Source organism: Acinetobacter sp. IRS14 (genome assembly GCF_034650275.1).
Classification (GTDB): domain Bacteria; phylum Pseudomonadota; class Gammaproteobacteria; order Pseudomonadales; family Moraxellaceae; genus Acinetobacter; species Acinetobacter oleivorans.
Genome location: NZ_JAOVFN010000007.1, coordinates 97267 through 121436 on the forward strand (window position 1 = coordinate 97267; position 24170 = coordinate 121436).

At 40.0% G+C, this 24170-nt stretch carries 20 protein-coding genes; 9 read left to right on the plus strand and 11 right to left on the minus strand.

Going from position 1 to position 24170, the window contains the following annotated elements; all coding sequences use genetic code 11:
* Positions 1-14 precede the first annotated feature (14 nt).
* The 7 genes from nuoH to ndhC form a co-directional block, all read right to left on the minus strand.
* On the minus strand, positions 15-1031 hold the full coding sequence (nuoH, locus tag ODQ17_RS09055) for an NADH-quinone oxidoreductase subunit NuoH (RefSeq protein WP_004703499.1): 1017 nt from the start codon (positions 1029-1031) through the stop codon (positions 15-17).
* Between the two features lie 3 nt (positions 1032-1034).
* Entirely contained in the window at positions 1035-3719 is a 2685-nt protein-coding gene (gene nuoG / locus ODQ17_RS09060; protein ID WP_004794324.1) for an NADH-quinone oxidoreductase subunit NuoG, read from the minus strand.
* An 11-nt stretch (positions 3720-3730) separates the two neighbouring features.
* Positions 3731-5062, minus strand: a complete 1332-nt coding sequence (gene nuoF / locus ODQ17_RS09065) for an NADH-quinone oxidoreductase subunit NuoF (RefSeq protein ID WP_049838194.1) — start codon at positions 5060-5062, stop codon at positions 3731-3733.
* Positions 5059-5568: an NADH-quinone oxidoreductase subunit NuoE gene (gene nuoE / locus ODQ17_RS09070; RefSeq protein WP_016139136.1), complete on the minus strand. Its 510-nt coding sequence runs from the start codon at positions 5566-5568 to the stop codon at positions 5059-5061. Before nuoE ends, nuoF begins: the two co-directional genes overlap by 4 nt.
* A 13-nt stretch (positions 5569-5581) precedes the next feature.
* Positions 5582-7369, minus strand: coding sequence for an NADH-quinone oxidoreductase subunit C/D (gene nuoC / locus ODQ17_RS09075; RefSeq protein ID WP_016139137.1), 1788 nt, complete (start codon positions 7367-7369; stop codon positions 5582-5584).
* Between the two features lie 84 nt (positions 7370-7453).
* A complete protein-coding gene (locus tag ODQ17_RS09080) occupies positions 7454-8131 on the minus strand; it encodes a NuoB/complex I 20 kDa subunit family protein (protein ID WP_002050353.1) in 678 nt (225 codons plus the stop codon).
* A 6-nt stretch (positions 8132-8137) separates the two neighbouring features.
* Positions 8138-8689 (minus strand): NADH-quinone oxidoreductase subunit A, encoded by a 552-nt coding sequence (gene ndhC / locus ODQ17_RS09085; RefSeq protein ID WP_003653481.1) that lies wholly within the window; start codon positions 8687-8689, stop codon positions 8138-8140.
* A gap of 424 nt (positions 8690-9113) precedes the next feature.
* Between ndhC and ODQ17_RS09090 the strand changes: the two genes are divergently transcribed.
* Both ODQ17_RS09090 and ODQ17_RS09095 read left to right on the plus strand, forming a co-directional pair.
* Positions 9114-10532, plus strand: a complete 1419-nt coding sequence (locus ODQ17_RS09090) for a sensor domain-containing diguanylate cyclase (RefSeq protein WP_322903046.1) — start codon at positions 9114-9116, stop codon at positions 10530-10532.
* A gap of 91 nt (positions 10533-10623) precedes the next feature.
* A complete protein-coding gene (locus tag ODQ17_RS09095) occupies positions 10624-10977 on the plus strand; it encodes a hypothetical protein (RefSeq protein WP_002120022.1) in 354 nt (117 codons plus the stop codon).
* A 22-nt stretch (positions 10978-10999) separates the two neighbouring features.
* On the opposite strand, the gene bfmS is transcribed toward ODQ17_RS09095, so the two are convergent.
* Genes bfmS through ODQ17_RS09110 form a run of 3 tightly spaced genes read right to left on the minus strand, consistent with a single transcriptional unit; the run spans position 11000 to position 13577 of the window.
* The gene (gene bfmS / locus ODQ17_RS09100) at positions 11000-12649 is read right to left on the minus strand and encodes a sensor histidine kinase BfmS (RefSeq protein WP_322903050.1); all 1650 of its coding nucleotides are present in this window, start codon (positions 12647-12649) and stop codon (positions 11000-11002) included.
* Positions 12650-12681: 32 nt separating this feature from the next.
* A complete protein-coding gene (gene bfmR / locus ODQ17_RS09105; protein WP_003653488.1) occupies positions 12682-13398 on the minus strand; it encodes a response regulator transcription factor BfmR in 717 nt (238 codons plus the stop codon).
* Positions 13395-13577, minus strand: coding sequence for a hypothetical protein (locus ODQ17_RS09110; RefSeq protein WP_034679197.1), 183 nt, complete (start codon positions 13575-13577; stop codon positions 13395-13397). Before ODQ17_RS09110 ends, bfmR begins: the two co-directional genes overlap by 4 nt.
* A gap of 353 nt (positions 13578-13930) precedes the next feature.
* Between ODQ17_RS09110 and ODQ17_RS09115 the strand changes: the two genes are divergently transcribed.
* The 3 genes from ODQ17_RS09115 (at position 13931) to ODQ17_RS09125 (ending at position 18373) form a co-directional block, all read left to right on the plus strand.
* Complete coding sequence (locus tag ODQ17_RS09115; RefSeq protein WP_004794340.1) at positions 13931-16762, plus strand: ribonucleoside-diphosphate reductase subunit alpha; 2832 nt, start codon at positions 13931-13933, stop codon at positions 16760-16762.
* Between the two features lie 54 nt (positions 16763-16816).
* Positions 16817-16951, plus strand: coding sequence for a preprotein translocase subunit YajC (locus ODQ17_RS09120; protein WP_081399196.1), 135 nt, complete (start codon positions 16817-16819; stop codon positions 16949-16951).
* A gap of 138 nt (positions 16952-17089) precedes the next feature.
* Complete coding sequence (locus ODQ17_RS09125) at positions 17090-18373, plus strand: ribonucleotide-diphosphate reductase subunit beta (protein ID WP_005302967.1); 1284 nt, start codon at positions 17090-17092, stop codon at positions 18371-18373.
* A 425-nt stretch (positions 18374-18798) separates the two neighbouring features.
* Here the strand turns inward: ODQ17_RS09125 and ODQ17_RS09130 are convergent, their stop codons facing one another.
* On the minus strand, positions 18799-19557 hold the full coding sequence (locus tag ODQ17_RS09130) for a sulfite exporter TauE/SafE family protein (RefSeq protein WP_322903053.1): 759 nt from the start codon (positions 19555-19557) through the stop codon (positions 18799-18801).
* Positions 19558-19736: 179 nt separating this feature from the next.
* On the opposite strand from ODQ17_RS09130, the gene ODQ17_RS09135 reads away from it, so the two are divergent.
* The 4 genes from ODQ17_RS09135 to ODQ17_RS09150 are packed head-to-tail and all read left to right on the plus strand — an operon-like array spanning position 19737 to position 24135.
* Entirely contained in the window at positions 19737-20519 is a 783-nt protein-coding gene (locus tag ODQ17_RS09135; RefSeq protein ID WP_322903055.1) for an iron-containing redox enzyme family protein, read from the plus strand.
* A 26-nt stretch (positions 20520-20545) separates the two neighbouring features.
* Entirely contained in the window at positions 20546-21826 is a 1281-nt protein-coding gene (locus ODQ17_RS09140; protein WP_322903057.1) for a pyridoxal phosphate-dependent aminotransferase, read from the plus strand.
* Positions 21827-21875: 49 nt separating this feature from the next.
* The gene (locus ODQ17_RS09145) at positions 21876-23588 is read left to right on the plus strand and encodes an FAD/NAD(P)-binding protein (RefSeq protein ID WP_322903059.1); all 1713 of its coding nucleotides are present in this window, start codon (positions 21876-21878) and stop codon (positions 23586-23588) included.
* Between the two features lie 19 nt (positions 23589-23607).
* Positions 23608-24135, plus strand: a complete 528-nt coding sequence (locus ODQ17_RS09150) for a cupin domain-containing protein (RefSeq protein WP_322903061.1) — start codon at positions 23608-23610, stop codon at positions 24133-24135.
* Positions 24136-24170: the final 35 nt, after the last annotated feature.

Here is a 24170-nt window from a genome sequence, read left to right on the forward strand (position 1 = left end):
TACTCCCTGCTGTCCTAGGCCTGATTCATCAGAATCACAGCACCAGTCACTAACAAGTTGACCAACGCCAATGGCAAACAAATTTTCCAACCAAAGTTCATGACTTGGTCATAACGTGGACGCATTAAAGAACCACGAGCCAAAACAAACATCATTACAAAGAATGCTGTTTTAATCACAAACCAGAATACTGGTGGAACAAATGGAATTTCTAAATTGAATGGTGCTAACCAACCACCAAAGAATAAAGTTACGATCAATGCAGAAATAAGTACCACGTTGACATATTCAGCAACGAAGAACATACCCCATTTCATACCACCATATTCAACATGGTAACCTTCAGCCAATTCTTGTTCTGCTTCTGGTTGGTCAAATGGATGACGGTGAGTTACCGCAACACCAGCAACCACAAAAATCAAGAAACCTAAGAATTGTGGAATAACGAACCAAACATCGCGTTGTGCTTCAACAATTTCACGAAGGTTAAATGAGCCTGCAATTGCAACCACACCCATTAATGAGATACCCAAGAACACTTCATAAGAAATGGTTTGAGCAGCCGAACGTAAACCACCAAGCAATGAGTATTTGTTATTTGAAGCCCAGCCACCAAACAATACTGCATAGACTGCAATACCAGCCATTGCCATGAAGAACAACAAACCGATACTCATGTCAGCAACACCCAGTGAAGGACTCACCGGGATTACCATGAACGAAAGAACCGCTGTTGCCATTGCAACAGCTGGTGCTAAACGGAATGTAAGTTTGTCAGCAAATTTTGGTGTCCAGTCTTCTTTGAACATGATCTTAAGCATGTCGGCAACGATCTGGAACATACCACCAGGACCAACACGGTTCGGACCATAACGGTCTTGCCACCAAGCAAGTAAACGACGTTCAATGAAAGACATCAACGCTGCAACTAAAACAACAACAAGCAAAATCACAACTGCTTGAACTACAGCGTAGGCTATTGGCCAGTTCTCAGCCCAAAGTGGCGTTTGACGTATAATTTCTTGATTCATGAATTACACTCCTAAAGCCACTGAAACAGGCTCAGCTAGTGACACCATTGGTGCTAAACCAACTGGGTAACCAATATAACCTGTAGGTAAATATTCAATTACTTGTACAGGCAAGCTCACACTGGTTTCGCCTGCTTTTACAGTAATGCGCTGACCTTCTTGAAGGTTCAAACGAGTTGCATCTTGTTCGCCCACTGCAAACATAGCTTCTGGAATACGAGTTTCCATTGCAGGTGTTTTAATCGTGAATTCACCAGAACCAAAAATATGATGCATTGGTACTAAGCGGAAACTTTCAGGGTTTGCAACTACAGCCACTGGAGCAACATAGCTACGCGCAGGGCGTTTTGCCAAGCGATCGAATAAACGAACACCTGAATCACCACCTTTTAAGTGACCACCTACTTCATCTTGGTATTTGTTCCAAGATTGTGGAGAGTTCCAGCCCGGAGCCCATGCAAACGGTACTAATGATGATGCTTTTTGCGGACCAACATAACCTTCCATTGAGAATGTTAATGCTGAATCTGGATCGGTAGGCTGTTTCGGCTCATGAACTGATAACGGCGCACGCATTGCTGTACGACCTGAATAACGACGTGGTTCACGCGCAATTTTCAAACCATGTACACGGTAACCAGCATCAGGTGCCACATCTTGAATTGCTTCAAGTACTGGTACATTTTTCACGATGCTTTCAATCACATCATCAAGCAATGTCCAATCTACAGCTTTACCTTTAATGCCAGTTTCAATGGCATGTAACCAGCGCCATGATTCTTTAATTGCATATTCAGGCTTGTAGTAACTTGGATCGTAAACTTGATAGAAGCGTTGTGCACGACCTTCTTGGCTTACAACAGTACCGTCACCTTCTGCAAAGCTTGCTGCTGAAAGAACGATATCAGCCTGTTTCACAGTTTCAGTTTCACTGTGATCAAGCACGATTACTGTTTCAGCTTTATCTAGTGCAGCTTTTACTTGAGCAGCAGGTAAACGACGGAACAAGTCATTTTCAACAATAACAAGTGTGTCGTAGTCTTGAGCAAATGCTTGTTCAAGGCTTAAGCCACCAAACAATGCCAAGCCCATAGAGTTCACTTCAGGAACCACAAGACTTAAACCAGCTTTAGAACCTAAGTTCTGAGTCAACTCAGCCGCAGCTTCCATAATAGAAGCATCTTGCAAACTTGTGCCCGCAATGATTAATGGTTTGTTTGCTGTTTTTAAAGTGTCAGCAATAGTTTGAGCGAATGCTTTTGCATCGTCATCCAGACCAATTAATACATCACCTTTCACTGCTGCTGCTACGGCAAAGCCTAAACGTGCAATATCATTTGGAGAAGCAACAACTTCACCAGTTGCAACGTCGGCAAGACGAGTTTGAGTTGCAGCCAAGATATAGATCGGAGATTTTGCTTCTTGACCAATACGTTGTACAGGTTCAGCCAACCAATCTGGAGTACGTGTTTTCGCAGCCATTTCGCGAGCTTTGTTTTTCGCAGCTTGGCGAACAGACAATGCCATACGTGGAGCAGTTTGAGTCAGGTCTTCACCTAAAATCAGAACAGCATCATAGCTTTCAATTTCACGCATGTTCGGGTTGTAAATACCCTCGGTTTGCATGATAGATGCAGCAAGTTCAACAAGTTTTTGTTCTTTTTGAGCAACACCAGTTGAGTAATTTGCCTGACCTACAAGCTCACGTAGTGCGTAGTTCGATTCCAAGCTTGCGCGTGGAGAACCAATACCCAAGACTTTTTTGCCTTGAAGTTTTGCAATCGTTTGATCTAAAGCTTGATCAACAGAAACAGTTGCAACAGTTTCACCGTTACGGAACTGAGGCTGACGTGGACGGTCTGCACGGTTTACATAACCTGTGCCAAAACGACCTTTGTCACAAAGGAAGTATTGGTTAACCGAACCATTAAAACGGTTTTCTACACGACGGATTTCACCATAACGTTCACCCGGAGAAATGTTACAACCAGAAGAACAGCCTTGACACACGCTTGGTGCATACTGCATATCCCATTTACGGTTATAACGCTCTGAATGAGTCTTATCAGTGAATACACCTGTTGGACATACTTCAGTCAAGTTACCCGAGAATTCAGATTCTAAAGTACCTGATTCTGGACGACCGAAGTAAACACGAGATGCATTGGCATACACACCAAAATCTGTACCGCCCGCATAGTCTTTGTAGTAACGAACACAACGGTAACAAGCAATACAACGGTTCATTTCATGCGCAATGAATGAGCCGAGTTCTTGGTTGTAATGCGTACGTTTTGTGAAGCGGTAACGACGACGGTCATGACCCGTCATTACAGTCATATCTTGTAAATGACAGTGACCACCCTCTTCACAGACTGGACAGTCGTGCGGGTGATTCGTCATCAAAAATTCAACAATAGATGCACGGAAATCCGTTGCTTCTTTATCTTCAATTGAGATATAGGTATTGTCAGATGCTGGTGTCATGCAAGACATGACCAAACGACCACGCGTATCTTCTGGATTCGCATATTGCGTAACAGCACATTGACGGCAAGAACCAACCGAACCTAAGGATGGATGCCAACAAAAATATGGGATGTCGATGCCCAGACTCAAACATGCTTGTAGCAAGTTTTCCGAGCCGTTGACTTCATACGATTTTCCATCGACATGAATTGTAGCCATAGTCGAATTCCTTAAGCTTGTTCTACGTTGCTGGTTTGCACGACAGGACGAGTCGTCACTTTCGCTTCAAACTCACCACGGAAATGTTTGAGTGCGCCCATAAGCGGCTCCATCGCACCTGGTGCGTGGGCACAGAAAGTTTTACCGATCCATAATTTACGAGTCAATTCTTGTAAATGGTCGATATCTTCTTTCTTACCTTCGCCTGCTTCAAGTGCTTTAAGCGCTTTAACAGCCCATGGCAAACCATCACGACATGGTGTACAGAAACCACATGATTCACGCGCAAAGAACTCTTCTAAGTTACGAGTGAGCGATACCATGCATTGGGTTTCATCTACAACCATCAATAAACATGTTCCCAAACGAGAACCTGCTTTCATAATCGTGTCTGCATCCATTGGTAAATCAATGGTATCTGCTGGTAAAAAGTCAGTTGAAGCACCGCCCGGTAACCATGCTTTAAGCTTTAAGCCTTCTCGCATACCACCAGCATGATCTTCAATCACTTCACGTGCAGTTGTACCAAATGGCAATTCCCAAAGACCTGGGAATTTCACTTTACCTGACGCACCATAAATTTTAGTGCCTGGGTCTTTTGATTTACCGGCTGATAAACCGATATACCACTCTGGACCACGAAGCATAATTGCTGGCAAGTTGTTATAAGTTTCAACGTTGTTCACAATTGTTGGACGGCCCCATGCTCCTGCAACTTGCGGGAACGGTGGCTTAGTACGAGGGTTAGCACGACGACCTTCAAGCGAGTTAATCAATGCAGTTTCTTCACCACAGATATAACGCCCTGCACCCGTATGTACATGCAACTCAAAATTCCAGCCAGAACCCAAAATATTTTCGCCTAAATAACCTTTAGCACGAATCTGTTCTAACGCTTCATTTAGATATTGAGCGGCCTCGATGTATTCACCACGGATAAAGATATAACCATGAGTCGCCTCTAAGGTATAACCCGCAATTAACATCCCTTCGATCAATTGATGTGGAAGTTTTTCCATCAACAAACGGTCTTTAAAGGTACCCGGTTCCATTTCATCGGCATTACAGATCAAATAACGTGGACCACCATCATTTGGTGCCATTAATGACCATTTAATACCCGCTGGGAAACCCGCACCACCACGACCTTTTACGGTTGCAGCTTTAATCACGTCTAACACTTCAGCAGGTTTCATGCCTAATGCTTTTTTAAAGCCAGCATAGCCTTCAAGTGCTTCGTAATCATCAGCACCACGAACTTCGTCACGTTTACTTAAACGCCAAGTTAGTGGATGAGTTTCTGGATTACCGTCGCCATAAATTGGTTTTGGTTCAGTATTCATACATACTTCTCCAATAACTGTTTGACTGATGTCACTTCAACTAAACCGTGAGTATCTTCATCAATCATTAAAGTTGGGCCTTTGTCGCAGTTGCCTAGGCAGCAAATTGGAAGCAGTGTAAAACGACCATCTGCAGTCGTTTGACCAAACTGAATACCTAATTCGCGCTGGAATGCTTCAGCAAGTGTTTCTGCACCCATCAAGAAGCAAGCAATTGAGTCACAAAGCAAAATTACGTGACGACCTACCGGTTGACGATAGATACGGTTGTAAAATGTTGCAACACCTTCCAAATCAGCAACACTCATCGACAATAACTGTGCGATGGCATTCATTTGAGCGTCATCTACCCAACCATTACGGCGCTGTACACACTTCAATGCATCCAAAGAGGCTGCACGAGGGTATGGATAGTGACCAATGTGATGTTCGATATCGTGAATTTCGTCCGCAGTCAAAATCCCTTCAACATTCACACGTGGCTTTTTATCAGTCAAAATCATCATTATGTGTTACCTCTTAGCGATCCACGTCAGCCATAACCACGTCAATGGTCGCCAGATAAATGATTAAGTCAGATACCAAACTTCCGTTAATCACTGCAGGCATTTGCTGTAAGTGAGTAAAGGTCGGTGTACGAATACGAGTACGATAACTCATCGTCGATTTATCTGAAGTCAAGTAATACGTACTTGCGCCTTTAACCACTTCAGTCATAAATGATGACTCGCCCGCTGGCATGACAGGACCCCATGAAACGCTCAAGAAGTGCGTAATCAAGGTTTCAATATCTTGTAATGTCTTATCTTTCGGTGGTGGAACAGCCAATGGGTGATCCGCTTTATATGGACCAGAAGGCATGTTATCCAAACACTGTTGAATAATTTTTAACGACTCAGTAATTTCACGGAAGTGAACGAGTACACGTGCATATGCATCGCCTTCATACTCAACTGGCACATCAAAATCGAAGTTTTCATAGCCACTGTATGGACGATATTTACGAACGTCAAAATCAATACCTGTCGCACGTAAACCAGTACCAGTTACACCCCATGCGAGTGCAGATTTGGCATCGTATTGTGCAACGTTACGCGTACGACCAATAAACACAGAGTTTTTCAATGCCGCTGTGTAGTATTCGTTTAAGCGCTTAGGCATCCACTCTAGCAATTCTTTAACAAGTTTTTGCCAGTTGTTTGGAAGATCGTGTGCTGTACCACCAATACGGAACCATGCTGGATGCATACGGTAACCCGTGATTGCTTCAACAATGTCGTAAACTTTTTGACGGTCTGCGAACATATAGAATACTGGTGTCATACCACCGGCATCCTGAATTGCCGTACCACAGAACAACAAGTGGTTATTAATACGGAATAATTCGTTCAACATGACACGAATCACTTGCGCACGTTCAGGAACTTTAATACCTGCCATTTGCTCTACAGCCATTACATACGGCATGTTTTGAGCACAACCACCTAAGTAGTCAACACGGTCAGTATAAGGAATGAAAGAATGCCATGTTTGACGTTCAGCCATCTTTTCCACACCACGGTGGTGATAACCAATATCAGGAACACAGTCCTTCACTTCTTCGCCATCTAACTGCAATACAACACGGAACGCACCATGTGCAGATGGATGGTTAGGACCCAAGTTCAAGAACATAAAGTCTTCGTCAGCGTTACCACGCTTAAGACCCCAGTCTTCTGGCACAAAACGTAAGTGCTCTTGTTCAAAGTCTTGTTTCGCTTTGTCTTGCATGTACGGCGTATATTCCGTCGCACGTGCTGAATATTCTTTACGAAGCGGATGACCTTCCCAGTACGTTGGCAACAAGATACGACGGAGCATTGGATGCCCTTCGAAATTGATACCGAACATATCGTAAGCTTCACGTTCATACCAGTTGGCATTTGGCCAGATATTAGTCGCTGTCGGAAGGTTAAGATCATTTTCGTTCAAGGCAACCTTGATACGAATGTCACTATTACGCTCAAGCGATAACAAATGATAGAACACAGTGAAGTCAGATGCTGGCAAACCATCACGATGAACACGTAAACGCTCATCCATCGCAGACAAGTCAAACAGCATTACATATGGACGTTCCACTTTACGTAGGAACATAAGGACTTCTTGCACGCGTGCGCGCTCAACCCAGACTGTTGGAAACTCTTCAAAAGTCGCCTGCACGTAAAAGTTCTCACCAAATTTGGTTTTGAGTTCTTCTACGATTGCAAATGCTGGGCGTGAATCAACTGGTGTTGACTCTGGCATAGCAATGTCAGTTTCAGCCATTGGCTTGGCTTCCTATTTAATACAAATTCTGTCAATTTTCTCGATGAACATATCGGTTAGATATGTCAAAACACCGTCAAAAAATTATTTAATCTCATCCATAGAGCGTAAGTTTTTAACGGCAATACGCTGCGCATTCTTACGGTCACGTTCTGGCATCATCTTTGGCTTATACACTGGCTGAAGATCATCACCGATCACGGCAGAAAGCGGGCGTCGCTCTAATTGAATCTGGTCTTGTAAAAGCATTAAAGCTTGAATTAATGCTTCAGGACGAGGCGGACAACCTGGGACGTACACGTCAACAGGAATAATTTTGTCTACACCTTGAACTACTGAATAGATGTCGTACATACCTCCAGAGTTTGCACAAGCACCCATCGAGATGACCCATTTAGGCTCTAACATCTGTTCATATAGACGCTGAATAACTGGTGCCATTTTTACGAAACAGGTTCCTGCAACAATCATCAAGTCAGCTTGACGAGGTGAAGCACGGATAACCTCTGCGCCGAAACGTGATAAGTCATGCACACCTGTTAAGGTCGTTGCATATTCAACGTAACAACATGAGGTACCAAAGTTAAATGGCCACAAGGAGTTTTTACGCCCCCAGTTTACTGCTGTATGCAAGACATCCTCTAAACGAGTCATGAATACGTTTTTATTCACTTCCTCTTCTAGTGGATCTGTCACGATTTGACGTTCTTGCAATGGGTATTGATCAGCATCCGGATTCGCGCGGGTCAGAGTATATTTCATCCCGACTTACTCCTTTTCAGATGACAATGCAGGTGTAGTTTTTGACTTAACACGACCTGATGATTGAGCTGGAATCTGGCCTGTAGGGTCAGTTACGAGCTCTTCAATAGAGTTAAAGCGTGTAATTTCAGCAATGTTCATTGTTGGTGAACCGATTTTAATCGCCTCACCTGCTGATTTACGGCGATCTGCTGGTGACCAACTTAAAGCACCTACAGAGAAGGCATAAACAAGCGCAATCAATAAATCAACGACAAAGATCACGACAGTGGTATATCCCAACCACCCTACTTCACGCACAGAAGTAGACCATGCATAGAGGTAAAGTGCCTCTAAGTCGAAGACAACAAAGAAAATTGCAACTAAATAGAACTTTGCAGACAGGCGAATGCGAGCGCCACCAGCACTCACGACACCCGATTCAAACTGCTCTTGCTTAGCACGCCCCCACGATTTCCCCCCGAGGAGTAAGGGAACTGTGAGCATAAAGACGCAAAGAAATGTAACGCCGATCACGAAGGCGATAATCGCCCAGTCGTATGGAGTAATGGCACTCATGCGGGGATAACTCCTGGCAGGCCTATTATTTAACAAAGAATGTATGTATTGGCCTTCAAATACACCAAACACAAAATTAATCCCGCCAATTGTACCTGATTTCTAATTTCGCATGCTAGTTGAAGCGTCTTAGTCTTTCGGATGATTTTCTAAACAAAACTATTCTTCTATGGGTTGTAAGGGGGGTTTCACCGCACATAATCGGTTTATTTAATAGTTTTTTTGTTTATGATGATTTTTTTCATTTTTTAATTTTAGAATATTTACACAGTTCATCGACTATTAAGTTTTAATAACTTACTTTTTTATAATATTAGTTTGTTTTTTATTGTATTCAGCTTCTCCTCTGAATTATGATGAATGTTTAGTCATGCATAATATTTTATTACTCTTGGATAAGAGTATTTATCATTAAGGGCAGCTGATGCCATACTCACTTCGTGAATTTTCATTTTTCTCCTCTTTAAAAATTTTTCTCCTGTTTAGCTTCATTATTGCAGTATGTTGTTTTATCGGCATCGCATCTCGCCCTTTAAGCTTTCTCGCATTCTTCTGGCCTGCTAACTCGGTTTTGCTTGGTTTACTCATTCGCTTTCCAAGCACACGTCGATTAAGCTCATTTTTAGGTGCTTATAGCGGCTATGTCATCGCTGATCTGCTTCAGGGTACTCCATTTGCTCTTACACTCGTTTTAACAACGTCAAATTTTCTTTATGTTGTTACTACGTTTGCACTCTATATGTTTTTTAATCAGCATATTAAAGCAGCCTACCGAGGTTATTCTTACCTTTTTTTATTTGCTTTATGCGGAGTAGGAAGCGTAGCAGGCGCATTGTTTGCAGCAACTTTCGTGCCCATGTTTAATACTAAATTTATGCTGGGTGGTTTGTGGGATGAATTTGGTTACTGGTTCACTTCAGAATTGCAAAATGCTTTGCTTCTTTTACCGATCATATTAAACCTACCTCAATATAGTCAGGTAAAACATTATTTTTCAAGAAATCGCGGCTTACAAATAACCGACCTTTTACCTTTCGGAGCTGTCCTCATTTCTATTGCAGCCAGTTATTATGACTCTGGTCCTGGTTCGCTACTCTACCCAATTGCTGCACTGATTTGGTGTGCAATTCGCTACAAACCTATTGTTGTTGCACTCATTACAAGTCTTACCAGTGCCTACATTATTTACCATGTTTCTGGACATTATCTTTTACTCTATCCAAATGACTATTTCAGCAATACGATTTCAATTCGTATTGGGTTAATCATGATGACGATTGCCCCTCTTACGGTTTCCAGTATTAGCGTTTTACACTCAGAATTAATTCAAAAGCTTCAACATGCGATTGCGCATGACGAGTTAACCTCAAGTCTCACTCGACGCCAATTTTTACAGTCGGTCAGACTACTTCAAGAAAAAGTGCACAAGGAAAATAAAACCTCAGCCTTTTTTATGTTGGATGTAGACCATTTCAAACAAGTTAATGACAACTATGGCCATCAAATAGGTGACCGTGCCCTACAAACCTGTGTTACCACTATTCAAAATATTTTGCATCCTCATGATTTATTAGGACGATTTGGCGGTGAAGAATTTGCAATTTTCATTGCAGATACCACCAAAGAGAGTGCCTTTGACCTTGCAGAGCAAATAAGAATTAAAATTAGTCAGCAACCGATTTATATTTATGGGAAATTACCAATTTTCATACAAGTCAGTATTGGTATAAGTTTATATTCCCCTTCATCACATAGAGCAATTGAAAATTTATTTAAAGAAGCAGATGACGCTTTATATCAAGCAAAACGCCAAGGGCGTAATCGGGTCTTTATATCTTTATAGGTTTTCATTTAATCATCTAGTGTAATGAATTTTATACAATAACCTGTGTTTTGCCATGTATGCTAATAACAGATAATAAGGAGAAAAATGCATGACTCTAGAATATACGCACAAACCAAACTACTACTTGTTTGCTCAGTTACTTGTGCGACATATAGAAAGCTATATTCACAAACATCCAGATGCGAATAATGCAATTTTTGACTTGCGAGATGTCTATGAAATATTTAGACAGGATTTTGCGTCAACGACAACAAACCTAGAAGGTATTTTGCATATTGCAGATGAATATAAAATAGAAACGCTTAATGGAGATCAACCTCTTATTCAAAAATACCAGATTGATGCAAAAAATAATTCATTACTGATCGACTTTAATTCCGATGCGTTAACCAGCTTAAGAAGCGGAAAACCTATTTTGGAACCAGATGCAACTCAATTATAAGTAATGCAATAAAAAAGCACCTTTATGAAGGTGCTTTTTTATTGGTTTTCAAAGGAGGTTGTTTAAAGCGTTTTGCCGGCCATGTCATGATAAAGCGAGCTCCACCTAAGGTAGGACTTTCATCTACTTTAATCTCACCACCGAACCAGTAAGCAATACGACTTACAATTGACAACCCTAAACCATAACCACCCGACGCACGCGTACGGCTGTCATCTAAACGGGCAAAGGCTTCAAATACTCTTTGACGATCTTGCTCAGGAATTCCAGCACCATCATCTTCAACACAAACAAAGGCCATGCCATCGCTGTGCACACCACCTGTAATACGAACTTTGTTATCACAATAACGAACAGCATTACCCACCAAGTTTTGAACCACTCGATGTAAATAACGGCGCTCCGCATCGACTTTCAAAGAAACAGGAGGAGCAACAAGCTCAATTTCTTTTTGCGTTTTTAAAGCTTCAGTTTCTACCGCAACCTGATCCAATACATCAAATAGCGCAATTTCAGCAAAATCTAATGAAGGTGTACCCTGCTCTAGCTTTGCATAAGTCATGATTTCATCAATTAAGGTATTAAGCGCCTCAATATCTTTATCAATCATATCGACCTGATGCATACGATGATTGTAGTCATCTTCCTCTGCCAACATCTCTGTACCAAAACGGATACGGGCAACCGGCGTTCTAAGTTCATGAGATACAGCTCTCATCAACTCACGCTGAGCCTCAATTAAACGCTGAATATGATCAGACATATTGTTATAACTTGATGCCAAGTTTGCCATTTCGTCACTTCCTTCAATAGGAACACGCAATGACAGATCACCTGACTTCATGCGGTTTAATGCATAACGTACTTGGCGAATTTTACGTTCTAACGGCAAGATAAGACCATAAACACCCAAACTCAATAAGAATAGGCTAAATAAGGTAATTCCGGCAGAAAGCTGTAAAGGCATCCAGTTAAACATTGGAACTGGCCCAAGAACCAGAACTTGTGTAGGATGATTTGGTATTGGAGATACGATTGAAATGGTTGTTCCACGCATTGTTGCACTATCTTTGTACAACATGACACTTTGGTCTTGACGCAAACGACCAATCTGCTCAGAGTCCAGATTAATATCTTGAATATTGTAGATATTAATTGGATATGAAAAATGTTTTTGAATCTTAGCAAGATATTCTTGTTCTTGCCCCGGATAAAACATTAGATAATCAAGTACAAAAATAGGGAGAGCCTTCATTTGGCGCTCACTAATTTTGTCTACTTTTATCGATAAAAAGTGCTGCGGATCGTCACGTAAACCAATAATGATATACGCAATACTATTACTGGCATCGTAACGAACAACAGACTTTTGAGCTTCGATCCGTTTTTTCTCGGTACGAGATAACTCGACCTTGCTCGCATCAGTATAATAAATTGGAAGTTCCAATAAATCTGATGCATCTGAAACCCAGTCTATTTTCTGTTGCTTCCCCGGTTGTCGAGCGACTCCCTCACTAATGACATAAGAAATACCATCAGTTAAAGATTCACGGTATTCTTGAGCACGTTGATAATTGATAATTTGTACAAGCAAATAACCAAAAACGGCAACCAAAACAACAAGAATTACCAGTCCCGCATAGATTCGCAGGAATATGCTGTGTTTAAACACTCGACCAACCTTATAGGAAGTTTATTCAGATCTTATAACCCATTGGTTTCTTTAACGAACAAGTAACCTTTACTACGTACTGTTTTAATACGTTTTGGATTTTCAGGATCATCACCAATTTTTGGACGAATACGTGAGATACGGACATCGATTGAACGGTCCTGACCATCGTATTCAATACCGCGTAAACGTTCGAAGATATCTTCACGCGATAAGATACGGCCAGCATTTGATGCAAGCAACCATAATAGGTCATATTCTGCGCTAGTGAAATCAACAAGCTCACCATGCAGTGTTACAGAACGGCCGCCATTATCAATTACAAGGTCATCAAATTCGATACGTTGTGCAACTTCGTCTTCTACAGTTTTATCTGTGCGACGTAATAGTGCACGAATACGCGCTAATAGCACACGTGGTTGAACTGGTTTAGCAACATAGTCGTCTGCACCCATTTCTAGACCAAGTACCTGATCCATATCTTCTGTACGTGCAGTTAACATCAAAATCGGTTGATGATAATGTGGACGAACTTCACGGCAAACAGTTAAGCCATCGGCACCCGGCAACATGACATCCAAGACCACTAGGTCTGGTTGTTCACTAATAATACGACGAATTGCACGGTTACCATCAGTTTCTACACCAACTTCCAAGCCGTTGCGGATTAAATACTCTTGAGTTAATCGTGCTAAACGCTCGTCATCTTCAACGATCAGAATCTTTGGTAACTTTTCTTCTTGGCTCATATCATTGCCCCTATAAATCTCATTACATGCATCTTAAAAATCTTGCAGATACATTCGTTTATCATTTGCAATATACACACGTTTACATTGTAAACAAGTAGGCGTTCACCAAACTGATACATGACAACTGTGTTTTGTTGCATTTTATTAACCTTTGAATTTTCTCGTGTTTTTAACATTTAGTTATTGTTATGAAATTTCATATTCTATTCATATTTCCAATGTATGAATATTAAACAAATTATTTCTTCTCCTACATTAATTGTATTTAAGTGATTGTTTTTTGAGTTATCCACAAACTTATCTATAAGCGTTTTTTAATAGCTTTGCTATGCTATCTCCCATCAAATCATACAGATAAAAAATTACTAAAAAGTCAAGATTGATCTGCTATGAAAAATCCCGTATCTTGTGTTCAAAATAAACTTTAACTACTAAGTCTTGTGTTTATCCCTCAAACATCGTGGCATACTTTTTGCTCGGTTCAAACGGTCTATAAACATAACAAAAGTGACAATGGAGCTATGCTGGCATGAGCGTAATTACTTCGACTCCCGGTCAAATTCAGGTGATCAAACGCACTGGAGATGTTGCTGCATTTGATGCAGAGAAAATTTCTGTTGCGATTGGTAAAGCTTTTCTTGCTGTGGAAGGTCAACAGAGTTCGGATTCAAGCCGTATTCACGACCGTATTACCCAACTGACGGAAATGGTATTAAATACTTTCACTCGTCGTTTGCCATCAGGCGGTACGATCCATATTGAAGAAATTCAAGATCAGGTTGAACTTGCTTTAATGCGTACCGGAGAACAGAAAGTTGCTCGCGCTTACGTGATTTACCGTGAACAACGTACTACTGCTCGTCAGCAAACGAACTCAAACCACCACCCTACGTTACAAGTTACCGATGCTAACGGTCAGCTTCAGCCACTTGATTTAAGTGCATTACAAGCAACTGTAGCGAAAGCAGCTGAAGGTTTGGAAGGTATTGACGTTCAGGCCATTGTTGATGAAACCGTTAAGAACTTATATAACGGCGTAAAAGAAAGTGATATTGCCACCACAATGATGATGGCAACACGTACTCGTATTGAACAAGAACCAAACTATACTTACGTAACTGCACGTTTGCTTTCTAGTGAATTAGTGAGCACAGGTTTAGCGTTCTTAGGCTTACCTACAGATACGCCTGAAAACAATGCACTTGAAGCCTTTTTGAAAAAAGGTGTAGAGCTTGACTTGCTTTCACCAGATTTGCTTGATTTCGATTTAGAGAAACTGGCAGCAGCAATTCAGCCAGAACGCTCTAATCAGTTTACCTACTTAGGTTTACAGACTTTATTTGACCGTTACTTCATTCACTCAAACGGCGTTCGCTTCGAATTACCACAATTATTCTTTATGCGTGTGTCGATGGGTCTTGCATTAAATGAGCAAGATAAAGAAGAACGTGCAATCGAGTTCTATAACTTATTGTCTAGCTTCGACTACATGGCGTCTACGCCTACCCTGTTTAACTCAGGTACATTACGTCCACAGCTTTCTAGTTGTTACTTAACAACAATTGGCGATGACCTTTACGACATTTATGGCGCAATGCGTGACAACGCTATGCTTTCTAAATGGGCTGGTGGTTTAGGGAATGACTGGACACCTGTACGTGCCTTGAACTCTTACATTAAGGGTACAAACGGTAAGTCTCAGGGTGTGGTTCCATTCTTGAAAGTTGCGAACGATACAGCTGTTGCAGTAAACCAAGGTGGTAAGCGTAAAGGTGCCGTGTGTGCATACTTAGAAACTTGGCACTTAGACATCGAAGAGTTTTTAGAACTTCGTAAAAACACTGGTGATGACCGTCGCCGTACACACGACATGAACACTGCGAACTGGGTTCCAGACTTGTTTATGCAACGTGTATTTGAAGATGGTGAATGGACACTATTTACCCCTTCTGAAACTCCAGACTTGCACGACTTAACTGGTGCTGAATTTGCTGAGCGTTATGCTTACTATGAGTCTGTAGCGAAAGAAACCAACATGCTACACAAGAAAGTACGTGCTAAAGACTTATGGCGCAAAATGCTTTCTATGTTGTTTGAAACTGGTCACCCGTGGATTACATTCAAAGATGTATGTAACTTACGTTCACCACAACAACATGTTGGTGTAGTTCACTCATCTAACTTATGTACTGAAATTACCTTGAATACAAATCAAGACGAAATTGCAGTATGTAACTTGGGCTCAATCAACCTTGTACAACACGTTCAAGGTGGTGTGTTAGACCGTGAGAAGTTAGCTCGCACAATTAAAACAGCAGTACGCATGCTCGATAACGTTATCGACATTAACTACTACGCTGTACCACAAGCGAAAAACTCGAACTTGAAACACCGCCCAGTGGGTATGGGTATCATGGGCTTCCAAGATGCTCTATATGAAATGAACATCGCTTACGGTTCAGACGCTGCTATTGATTTTGCTGATGAATCAATGGAAGTAATTAGCTACTACGCGATTGAAACTTCAAGCAACTTGGCTGTTGAACGTGGTTCTTACTCAACATTCAAAGGTTCATTGTGGGATCAAGGTATCCTTCCAATCGACTCTTTAGAAATTGTTGCGAAATCTCGCCCAGAACGCATGTTCGAAGTTGACCGTACTCAACGTTTAGACTGGGACACTTTACGTGCCAAAGTTCAAAAAGACGGTATGCGTAACTCAAACGTGATGGCGATTGCTCCTACTGCAACCATCTCTAACATTTGTGGTGTTTCTCAGTCTATTGAGCCAACATTCCAGAACTTATATGTGAAATCTAACTTGTCTGGTGAGTTCACTGTAATTAACCCTTACCTCGTTCGTGCATTAAAAGATCGTGGTCTTTGGGACACAGTGATGGTTAATGACTTGAAACACTTTGAAGGTTCAGTACAAAAAATTGCTCGTATTCCTGAAGAATTAAAAGCAATCTTTGCTACCGCGTTTGAAGTAGATACACGTTGGATCGTTGATGCTGCATCGCGCCGTCAAAAGTGGATTGATCAAGCTCAGTCGCTTAACCTTTACATCTCTGGTGCTAATGGTAAGAAACTTGACATCACTTACAAGATGGCATGGTTACGTGGTCTTAAGACGACTTATTACCTCCGAGCTTTAGGCGCAACTTCTGCTGAAAAATCTACAATCAACACAGGTGCTTTAAACGCAGTTAAACCTGCGACTGTTGAAGCAGCGGCAGTTGCTGCCCCTGTTGTAGAAGCGAAAAAACCAGAAGCTGTTGAAGAAGATGGTTTTACTCAAGCAGCTCCAGTTCCAATGGCTTGTTCAATCGACAACCCAGATTGTGAAGCTTGCCAATAACATTCAATAAAATTGCTCTTTTTCACTAAAGAGCAATTTTAAGAGGTAAAGATTATGCTTTTTCATCTCAGCCATAACTATATGCTTGGTGTTGGAGTTCTAATCTTTGCCTTTCTTTTCTTTTATATACCGCTGATTTACGCATTTTTCACAATACGTAAGCAACAGCGTAAACAAAATAAGTTGTAGTGAGTAGAGACCAGAGGCCCAAAATTTGGTCATGCATCAATAAAACTTAATTTTGTTTACACATTAAAAGCGTATAGTAGGGACATCTTCGTTTAAGAGATGTCAAATATAGATATACACAACGAAGAGAGAACAAAAATGTCTATCCTTAGTTGGGACGATTTTGAAGATGATTCGCAAAAACCGGCTGCACCTGAACACAAGTCTGCGCCCATCCAACCGGAAAAAACGTCTGATTCGCAGAATGTATCTGCTGCGCAGTCATCATCGCAGAGCGTGGCAGCTCCACAATCCGCTGGAACCCATTCCGTGCGACCAACAGTTGCCTCCGATACGGTGGCTAGAGCCTCTGCAGCCTTAGAACACTTAGATGTTGCCCCTGGCCTTGAAGAGCTAGAAATGGGCGCGCAACGTGTGCAAGTTGACGACAAAGCAATGATTAACTGTCGTGCAGACTTGAACCAGCTTGTTCCATTTAAATATGAATGGGCTTGGCAGAAGTACCTTGACGGGTGTGCAAACCACTGGATGCCGCAAGAAGTAAACATGAACCTAGACATCGCGCTTTGGAAGTCTGAAAACGGCTTAACTGAAGATGAGCGTACGATTGTTATGCGTTCTTTAGGTTTCTTCTCGACTGCGGACTCTTTGGTTGCAAACAACTTAGTATTGGCAATTTACCGCCACATTACTAACCCTGAATGCCGTCAGTACATTTTGCGTCAAGCATTTGAAGAAGCGATTCACACTCACGCTTACCAATACTGTATCGAATCTTTAGGTATGGATGAAGGCGAAGTCTTCAACATGTACCGTGAAGTTCCATCTGTTGCGCGTAAAGCAGCGTGGGGATTGAAATATACTCAATCTTTAACTGATCCTAATTTCCACACAGGCACGCCTGAAAACGATCAGCGTTTACTTCGTAACCTGATTGCATTCTACTGTGTTCTTGAAGGGATCTTCTTCTACTGTGGCTTTACTCAAATTTTGAGTATGGGTCGTCGTAACAAGATGAACGGTGTTGCTGAGCAATTCCAATACATCTTGCGTGATGAGTCTATGCACTTGAACTTTGGTATCGATATGATTAACCAAATCAAGATTGAGAACCCTCACCTTTGGAGCGCTGAGTTCCAACAAGAAGTGGTTCAAATGATTGTTGAAGGCACAATGCTTGAAATCGAATATGCGCGTGACACAATGCCACGTGGTGTATTGGGTATGAATGCAAGCATGATGGAAGAATATTTGAAATTCATCTGTAACCGCCGTTTATCTCAGTTAGGTTTACCAGAGCAATTTGCCGGTGTAACGAATCCATTTGCGTGGATGTCTGAGATGATGGACTTACGTAAAGAGAAGAACTTCTTTGAAACTCGCGTAACTGACTACCAAACTGGTGGTGCGTTAAGCTGGTAAGTTTAAGCATCTGCTAAATAAAAAACCGCTATCTATAGCGGTTTTTTATTGGCTATCCCCTGCTGTATCTCGCGCACATCACGTTCAGGTATGCATCAATCTTTAGCAATCTTGCTAAATTGACTACCCCTATACTTATCTCTTGCGACTTTTTCACTTAAATTAATTTTAAATGAACTTAATGCAAAGTTTACTGGGTCTATAGTTAGTCTTTTCAAAAACCACTACCACGCTATTAAAATCAAAAATTACAACTGGGTATTTATAATTAGTTTTATTCCACTATAAGCATCAAGGTATTGATTAATATTTCTTACAAAGCAATATATGTATCTTACCCTTCATTATTAAAACAAATAGAATAAATTTAAGATTAAAATTATCAATATTTAAATCAATTAGTTTAAGTATTACTAACAACAAATCTATATTGTTAAAGAATATTTAACAATAATCGAGATTCCAGATAGCAGTACAATGACATTAATAATTTTCAAGAATTGTTGTTTAGACAATTTAAGTGTAATTCGCTTGCCAATGAACGCACCTATCAACATTGATGGGATAAACAGAAGCGCAAGTGAAAATAAGTTATCCGAAAAGTACACACCCGCTGTAGTAAATAGAATGACTCGAAAAACCGTACTACACCCAATTAATGTAGTTTGAGTGACACGGATTTTTTCTGGGGTTTCGATTCGTCCATTGAGGTAAATCGCATATAAAAACCCACCACTACCAAACATGGCTCCTAAAAAACCACCAGATAACCCAAAAGGAAAAACAAATTTTTTCTCTAGTTTTTTCTGGGGTTTAAAGCCGCTTAATGAGTAAATAGCATATAAAAGAGTAAATATGCCAAATGCTAGAAGTGCGTAACTTGCATTAACTCTCATCAGCACTATAAAGCCAAGAAAACTACCGAGAAACATAAGTGGTATTAGGAATTTTAATTCAGAAAAGTCTGCCTTCTTACCATCTTTAATAACATTCGAAATGGCAGCAAACATATCTAGTAAGGCTAAAAGGGGAATAATTTGAGAGAGAGGTAAAAAGTTAAGTAATACAGGACTCGCAATTAACGCAGTTCCAAAACCCACCATTCCAAAAATAATATAAGAAAAAACTATTGTTATTAACATTATCGAAAGTTGCAGCACTGAAAAATATTCTAAAAGATACATTTAAAATTCCATTTTTGATTTTTAACCAAGTCAAACTACACGAAAATATAAATCATCACATAAATATTAGATAATTTTATCAAACATTAAAATATTTAATACTCATTTTTTTTGATTATTTCTTTGTTATAAAAATTTCGCTGTAAAAATAATTTTTATTATAAAAGGATAATTCAAGAATGAACTCTAAAGTAATCATCAATGGAAATGTTGATTGTAAAGGAACTATTAGTGCTGAGTTAGATGAATTCATTACTAAAATGGATGATCATGAAATTTTCCAAAACAATTATTTCAAGCATTTAACTTCTACGTCTTGGACGCCAGAATCATATATCTTATTTCGTGACAACTTCTTCTATCGTACAGAGCTGACAGTGAAAGGAATTGCTCATGTATGTTCACGATCTGCTTTTGAAAATGATATGGACACCCTAGTCCTATTCACCCACATCTTAAGTGAAGAAACAGGTATGGGTGAAAAGGCCAAGTGCCATGAAATATTTATGGAGAATGCGCTCAATGTATTTGGCGCTGCAGAATACAATCTTCCAGAGATGAAGGTTCAGCAAGCTAAGAATAGTGATCGAATCATCGCAGAGACATTACAGTATCGAGATACTATCCAAGGTTTGATTACAGGCAGTTATCCTCGCATGTTGGGAGCAGTCATGGCGCTCGAGAACCATGCAGATAAGATGCTTACAGTATTCCGTGAAGCATTCCGATTTAATAACAAAAACCTTGATCCAATTGAATTCGTTAAGAAAGTTGAAGTCTATTTTAACGCCCATATCGAAAATGGCGTCGAAGATCGTCACGCTCAAGATGCTAAACAGTGTGTCCATAATAACTGTAATGATCAAGAAGACCTTGATGAGATTAAGTTCGGTGCGAATGAAACATTAAAAGCCCAGCTTAAGATGTGGAATGCAATGTTTAATCAAGCTGTATCACTTTAATTAAAAACGGATTTTGAGATCTAATAATGCAAAACTTAGGTATTTCACAAGCAGCCTTGAATTTACGTGAATCAATTACACACGGAACTAAGGCGAAAATTTTAGAATTAAATCAAAAATCTAATGCAGATGATCAGGTCATTGATTTAAGTATTGGTACATTGGATGAAAAGACTAATAGCGGCATTGATAATGCGGTTAAGAGTTATATCTCGAATAATGCTGCAATTATCCATGAGTTTGCCCCAGTTAAAGGCTTCCCTTTCTTACGAAAGTCTATTGCTGAGCGTGTGAAGCGTTTACGAGACATCAGCTTCAACCCAGATACTGAAATCATGGTGACTCCAGGTGGTATTAAAGGCGCTATCACCGTGGTATTTCATACACTTCTAAATCCAGACGATGAAGTTATTTACCCAGTACCAAACTGGCCCCATTACGCAGACATGATTGAATTACACTTAGGTAAAGCTAAACCAATCTATGTCACAGACTTTTATAACCAAGCGATTGATGTAGTTGAATTAGAAAAGACCATTACAGATAAAACCAAAATTATCATTCTTGGTGACTGTCTAAACCCTTCTGGCAAAATTTATACTCGTGATGACTTAGAGTCGATTTCGAAAGTGATTTTGAGTGCCAATGCCCAACGTTTATCAAAAGGTCTAAGCCCAATCTATGTGCTTTTTGATTGTCCGTATGAATCACATATTTTGAATACTAAGCCTGCAAACATTTCAAATATTACCCAGCAGTTTAAAGACCAAACACACTCTATGTGGGACTACACCATTTATATTACTGGGCCCGGTAAAACCTATGGAATGCACGGCGACCGATCTGGATATATTTGTGCTTCGGACAAACTGATTAAAGTTATGGAGAAGGTACAGGTTAACTTAAACTCATTTGCTTCGACCTATGCCCAAATTGCTACGCATGAAGCAATGCAAGAATATATGGATGACGTTGCAAAGAAACGCGCGGTAGTTGCGAGACAAAACATGCAGACATTCATTGAGGATTTGAAAAGCTGCACTGGTTTAGAAGTGACTGAGCCTGAAGGTGGATTTTTCTTATTCTTGGACTTGTCAAAGTATGGTGACAAAATCCAAAAGCTAGGATTTGATTCAGCCGATCAATATCTTTTGGAAACAGCAAAAGTTGCTTCTATTGGCGGCATGCATTTTGGTGAAAACATCGATAGCCTCCGACATTACATACGCATGAATTGTGGACGTGACCCAGTGACTCTAAAGGCAGCTGCAACACGTATTAAAGACGCCCTTCAGAAATTGAACTAACTCATATTATTCAGGAAGTTAAGTTTCAACTTCCTGAATTTATATTTTTATGGACGATATTACTTTGAAAAAGTTCTGTATCATTGGAATGGGATTCTCAGGTACGTGTACCTTCATCAGCTTTGTAAAAAAATTACTGAATCAAGATATTGATCATAAGTCATGCTCTATTACTCTTGTTGAAATGCGTGAATCTATTGGACATGGGAATCCATACGACAAAGATGAATTATTGGCTGGTCATCTGTGTAATAACCCTGCCCATTCAATGTCGCTTTGGGATAACGACTTCGTAGATTGGATGGAGGAAAATAAAGATCACCTGATTACTCATTATCCACATCTAATTTATAAGAAATCTTTGAATGGTGAACCGCAGGTCTTCCCCGATCCTAATGCTTTTTACCCTAGAGCTTTGTTTGGTATCTATCTCAATGATAAGTTCAAAAAATACTTAGAATTAGCCAAATCAAATCACATTAAAGTTGAAGTTTACAATGGTTATGAAGCTATCGATGGCTATGAAGCTAAAGGTGGTTATAATCTCGTTATTAAGAATCAAAATTCAAATCGAATCATTGAATTAAAAGGGTTTTCTAAGCTGTTACTCACTATCGGGCACTGGACTACAAGTAGTTTAGACTCCAAGCACAGTTTATTCGTGAAACCATACCCTTTCCAAAAAGTCTTAATGAGCCTTAATCAAATTACAAAACAAGATCACAAGCCAAATGTTCTTGTGCGTGGTATGGGGCCTAGTGGGGTTGATACGGTCATCACTCTATTTAGTGAAGGATTGTTTGTAACTGAAAATGGGGGCTTCTCGAGCTATCAGAAGACCGTGACAGATGAAAACTTCAAAGCCTATGTTGTTAGTCGTTCAGGATACTTCCCTGCGGTAAGAGGCAATAAGCCTAACTATGACTTTAAGTATTTCACTCATGAATCTTTTCCTGAGTTGCAGCAACACTTAAATAAAGTTTTATCACTGGATAATATTCTTCATCTGCTTGACCTTGAGCTTAAAAATGCAACGAATGGTGAAGTGTCATTCAATGATTTGTGCAACTTGAAATTTGCAAATGCTTATGAAAAGTTGAAATATGATCTGGAGCACCAAGAACTTAATGACTTAATTAATATGATCATTCTCAAAGTACGAAGAATGAAGTTTTACCGTTATTTAAGTAGTCATGATAAAAAACGCTACGACCAAGAATTTGATCACTTATTCATTCGTCTTGCCGTACCAATCCCGCTGGAAAATGCACAAAAGCTGAAATGCCTATTTGAAGCTAGTCTACTCCAATCAATTAAACTTGGCTATAAGAGCAAACCTCTAAAGATAATGGATAGTCATGTACAGCTCACTGATCATCTGGGGTATTCATTTGATTTTGATCTTGTAGTGAATACGATCAGTCAAGACTTTGATATCTATAAGCATCCTTCAGTATTGGTTAAATCATTGTTAGAGCAAAAGAATATTGTCCCGAATATGGAAGATGAATATAACACTGGGGGATTGATGCTGGATGGTTTCGAGACCTACAAACTCATGGAAAACCGTAGAGGAACCATAAAGCCCTCGGAGTATTTTTACTCTTTTGGTGTGCTTACCCGATACTGGCAGAATGAACGTAACTTTTCCAAAGCAATTGTTGATGCAGCTGATTCTGTCTCGACTGATTGGGTTGAATTGCTTCAAAAGCATCTTAGTGAACCAATATTTACTCCAGAACAACTTTATAAAATTAGTTAATCGGACTAGGAAATGATCAATGGAAATGCATCAGTTTTGTTATGACCGTGATATTAGGATAGTGCTATGCAATTTAAAAGATAGCCTGTTTCCATTTCATAGGCATACTCATATCCCCGATCTTGTGTACTGCTCAAAAGGTGCTATTCAGGTTGAGTTACCAGATTTGAAGCAGAAATATATTGTTAATCAGGGTGACTTTTTTCAAATTCCACCAAATGTTAGACACAGATTTGCAAATAAAGATATTGAGGTTGAAAGCCGCTATATCATTCTTCAAATTGGAGAATTTAGTATTGAATTTTTTAAAAATATTGAAGAAATAGAACCCCTACTTGCCAATATTGAACCTAAAACTCGACTGAGTTCAGATATTTTTATTAAAGACTATAACGCTGACATTCAATATATTATTGAAGACTTTCAAAAGAATAGAAAAAAGGAAATTAGTACCGAGGAACAAGCAGATATTATTCAAGCATTAGAAGTATTTTTGCAGAATGGGTATAAGTCAAAATTTCCAGATAAATCGTACTTTTTTGCTTAATCCCACTGCGTGTTAGTCATGCAAAGCATAGTCAT

Excerpts from the sequence above, each read along its gene's own strand:
- ODQ17_RS09080 (WP_002050353.1), bottom strand. The coding sequence starts at position 8,131 with ATGAAATATACTCTGACCCGCGCGAATCCGGATGCTGATCAATACCCA.
- ODQ17_RS09135 (WP_322903055.1), top strand. The coding sequence starts at position 19,737 with ATGAACTCTAAAGTAATCATCAATGGAAATGTTGATTGTAAAGGAACT.
- nuoG (WP_004794324.1), bottom strand. The coding sequence starts at position 3,719 with ATGGCTACAATTCATGTCGATGGAAAATCGTATGAAGTCAACGGCTCG.
- ODQ17_RS09150 (WP_322903061.1), top strand. The coding sequence starts at position 23,608 with ATGGAAATGCATCAGTTTTGTTATGACCGTGATATTAGGATAGTGCTA.
- ODQ17_RS09125 (WP_005302967.1), top strand. The coding sequence starts at position 17,090 with ATGTCTATCCTTAGTTGGGACGATTTTGAAGATGATTCGCAAAAACCG.
- ODQ17_RS09090 (WP_322903046.1), top strand. The coding sequence starts at position 9,114 with ATGCCATACTCACTTCGTGAATTTTCATTTTTCTCCTCTTTAAAAATT.
- ndhC (WP_003653481.1), bottom strand. The coding sequence starts at position 8,689 with ATGAGTGCCATTACTCCATACGACTGGGCGATTATCGCCTTCGTGATC.
- bfmR (WP_003653488.1), bottom strand. The coding sequence starts at position 13,398 with ATGAGCCAAGAAGAAAAGTTACCAAAGATTCTGATCGTTGAAGATGAC.
- ODQ17_RS09130 (WP_322903053.1), bottom strand. The coding sequence starts at position 19,557 with ATGTATCTTTTAGAATATTTTTCAGTGCTGCAACTTTCGATAATGTTA.
- ODQ17_RS09120 (WP_081399196.1), top strand. The coding sequence starts at position 16,817 with ATGCTTTTTCATCTCAGCCATAACTATATGCTTGGTGTTGGAGTTCTA.
- nuoF (WP_049838194.1), bottom strand. The coding sequence starts at position 5,062 with ATGAATACTGAACCAAAACCAATTTATGGCGACGGTAATCCAGAAACT.
- ODQ17_RS09140 (WP_322903057.1), top strand. The coding sequence starts at position 20,546 with ATGCAAAACTTAGGTATTTCACAAGCAGCCTTGAATTTACGTGAATCA.
- ODQ17_RS09115 (WP_004794340.1), top strand. The coding sequence starts at position 13,931 with ATGAGCGTAATTACTTCGACTCCCGGTCAAATTCAGGTGATCAAACGC.
- ODQ17_RS09110 (WP_034679197.1), bottom strand. The coding sequence starts at position 13,577 with ATGTTAAAAACACGAGAAAATTCAAAGGTTAATAAAATGCAACAAAAC.
- nuoE (WP_016139136.1), bottom strand. The coding sequence starts at position 5,568 with ATGATGATTTTGACTGATAAAAAGCCACGTGTGAATGTTGAAGGGATT.
- nuoH (WP_004703499.1), bottom strand. The coding sequence starts at position 1,031 with ATGAATCAAGAAATTATACGTCAAACGCCACTTTGGGCTGAGAACTGG.
- ODQ17_RS09095 (WP_002120022.1), top strand. The coding sequence starts at position 10,624 with ATGACTCTAGAATATACGCACAAACCAAACTACTACTTGTTTGCTCAG.
- nuoC (WP_016139137.1), bottom strand. The coding sequence starts at position 7,369 with ATGGCTGAAACTGACATTGCTATGCCAGAGTCAACACCAGTTGATTCA.
- ODQ17_RS09145 (WP_322903059.1), top strand. The coding sequence starts at position 21,876 with ATGGACGATATTACTTTGAAAAAGTTCTGTATCATTGGAATGGGATTC.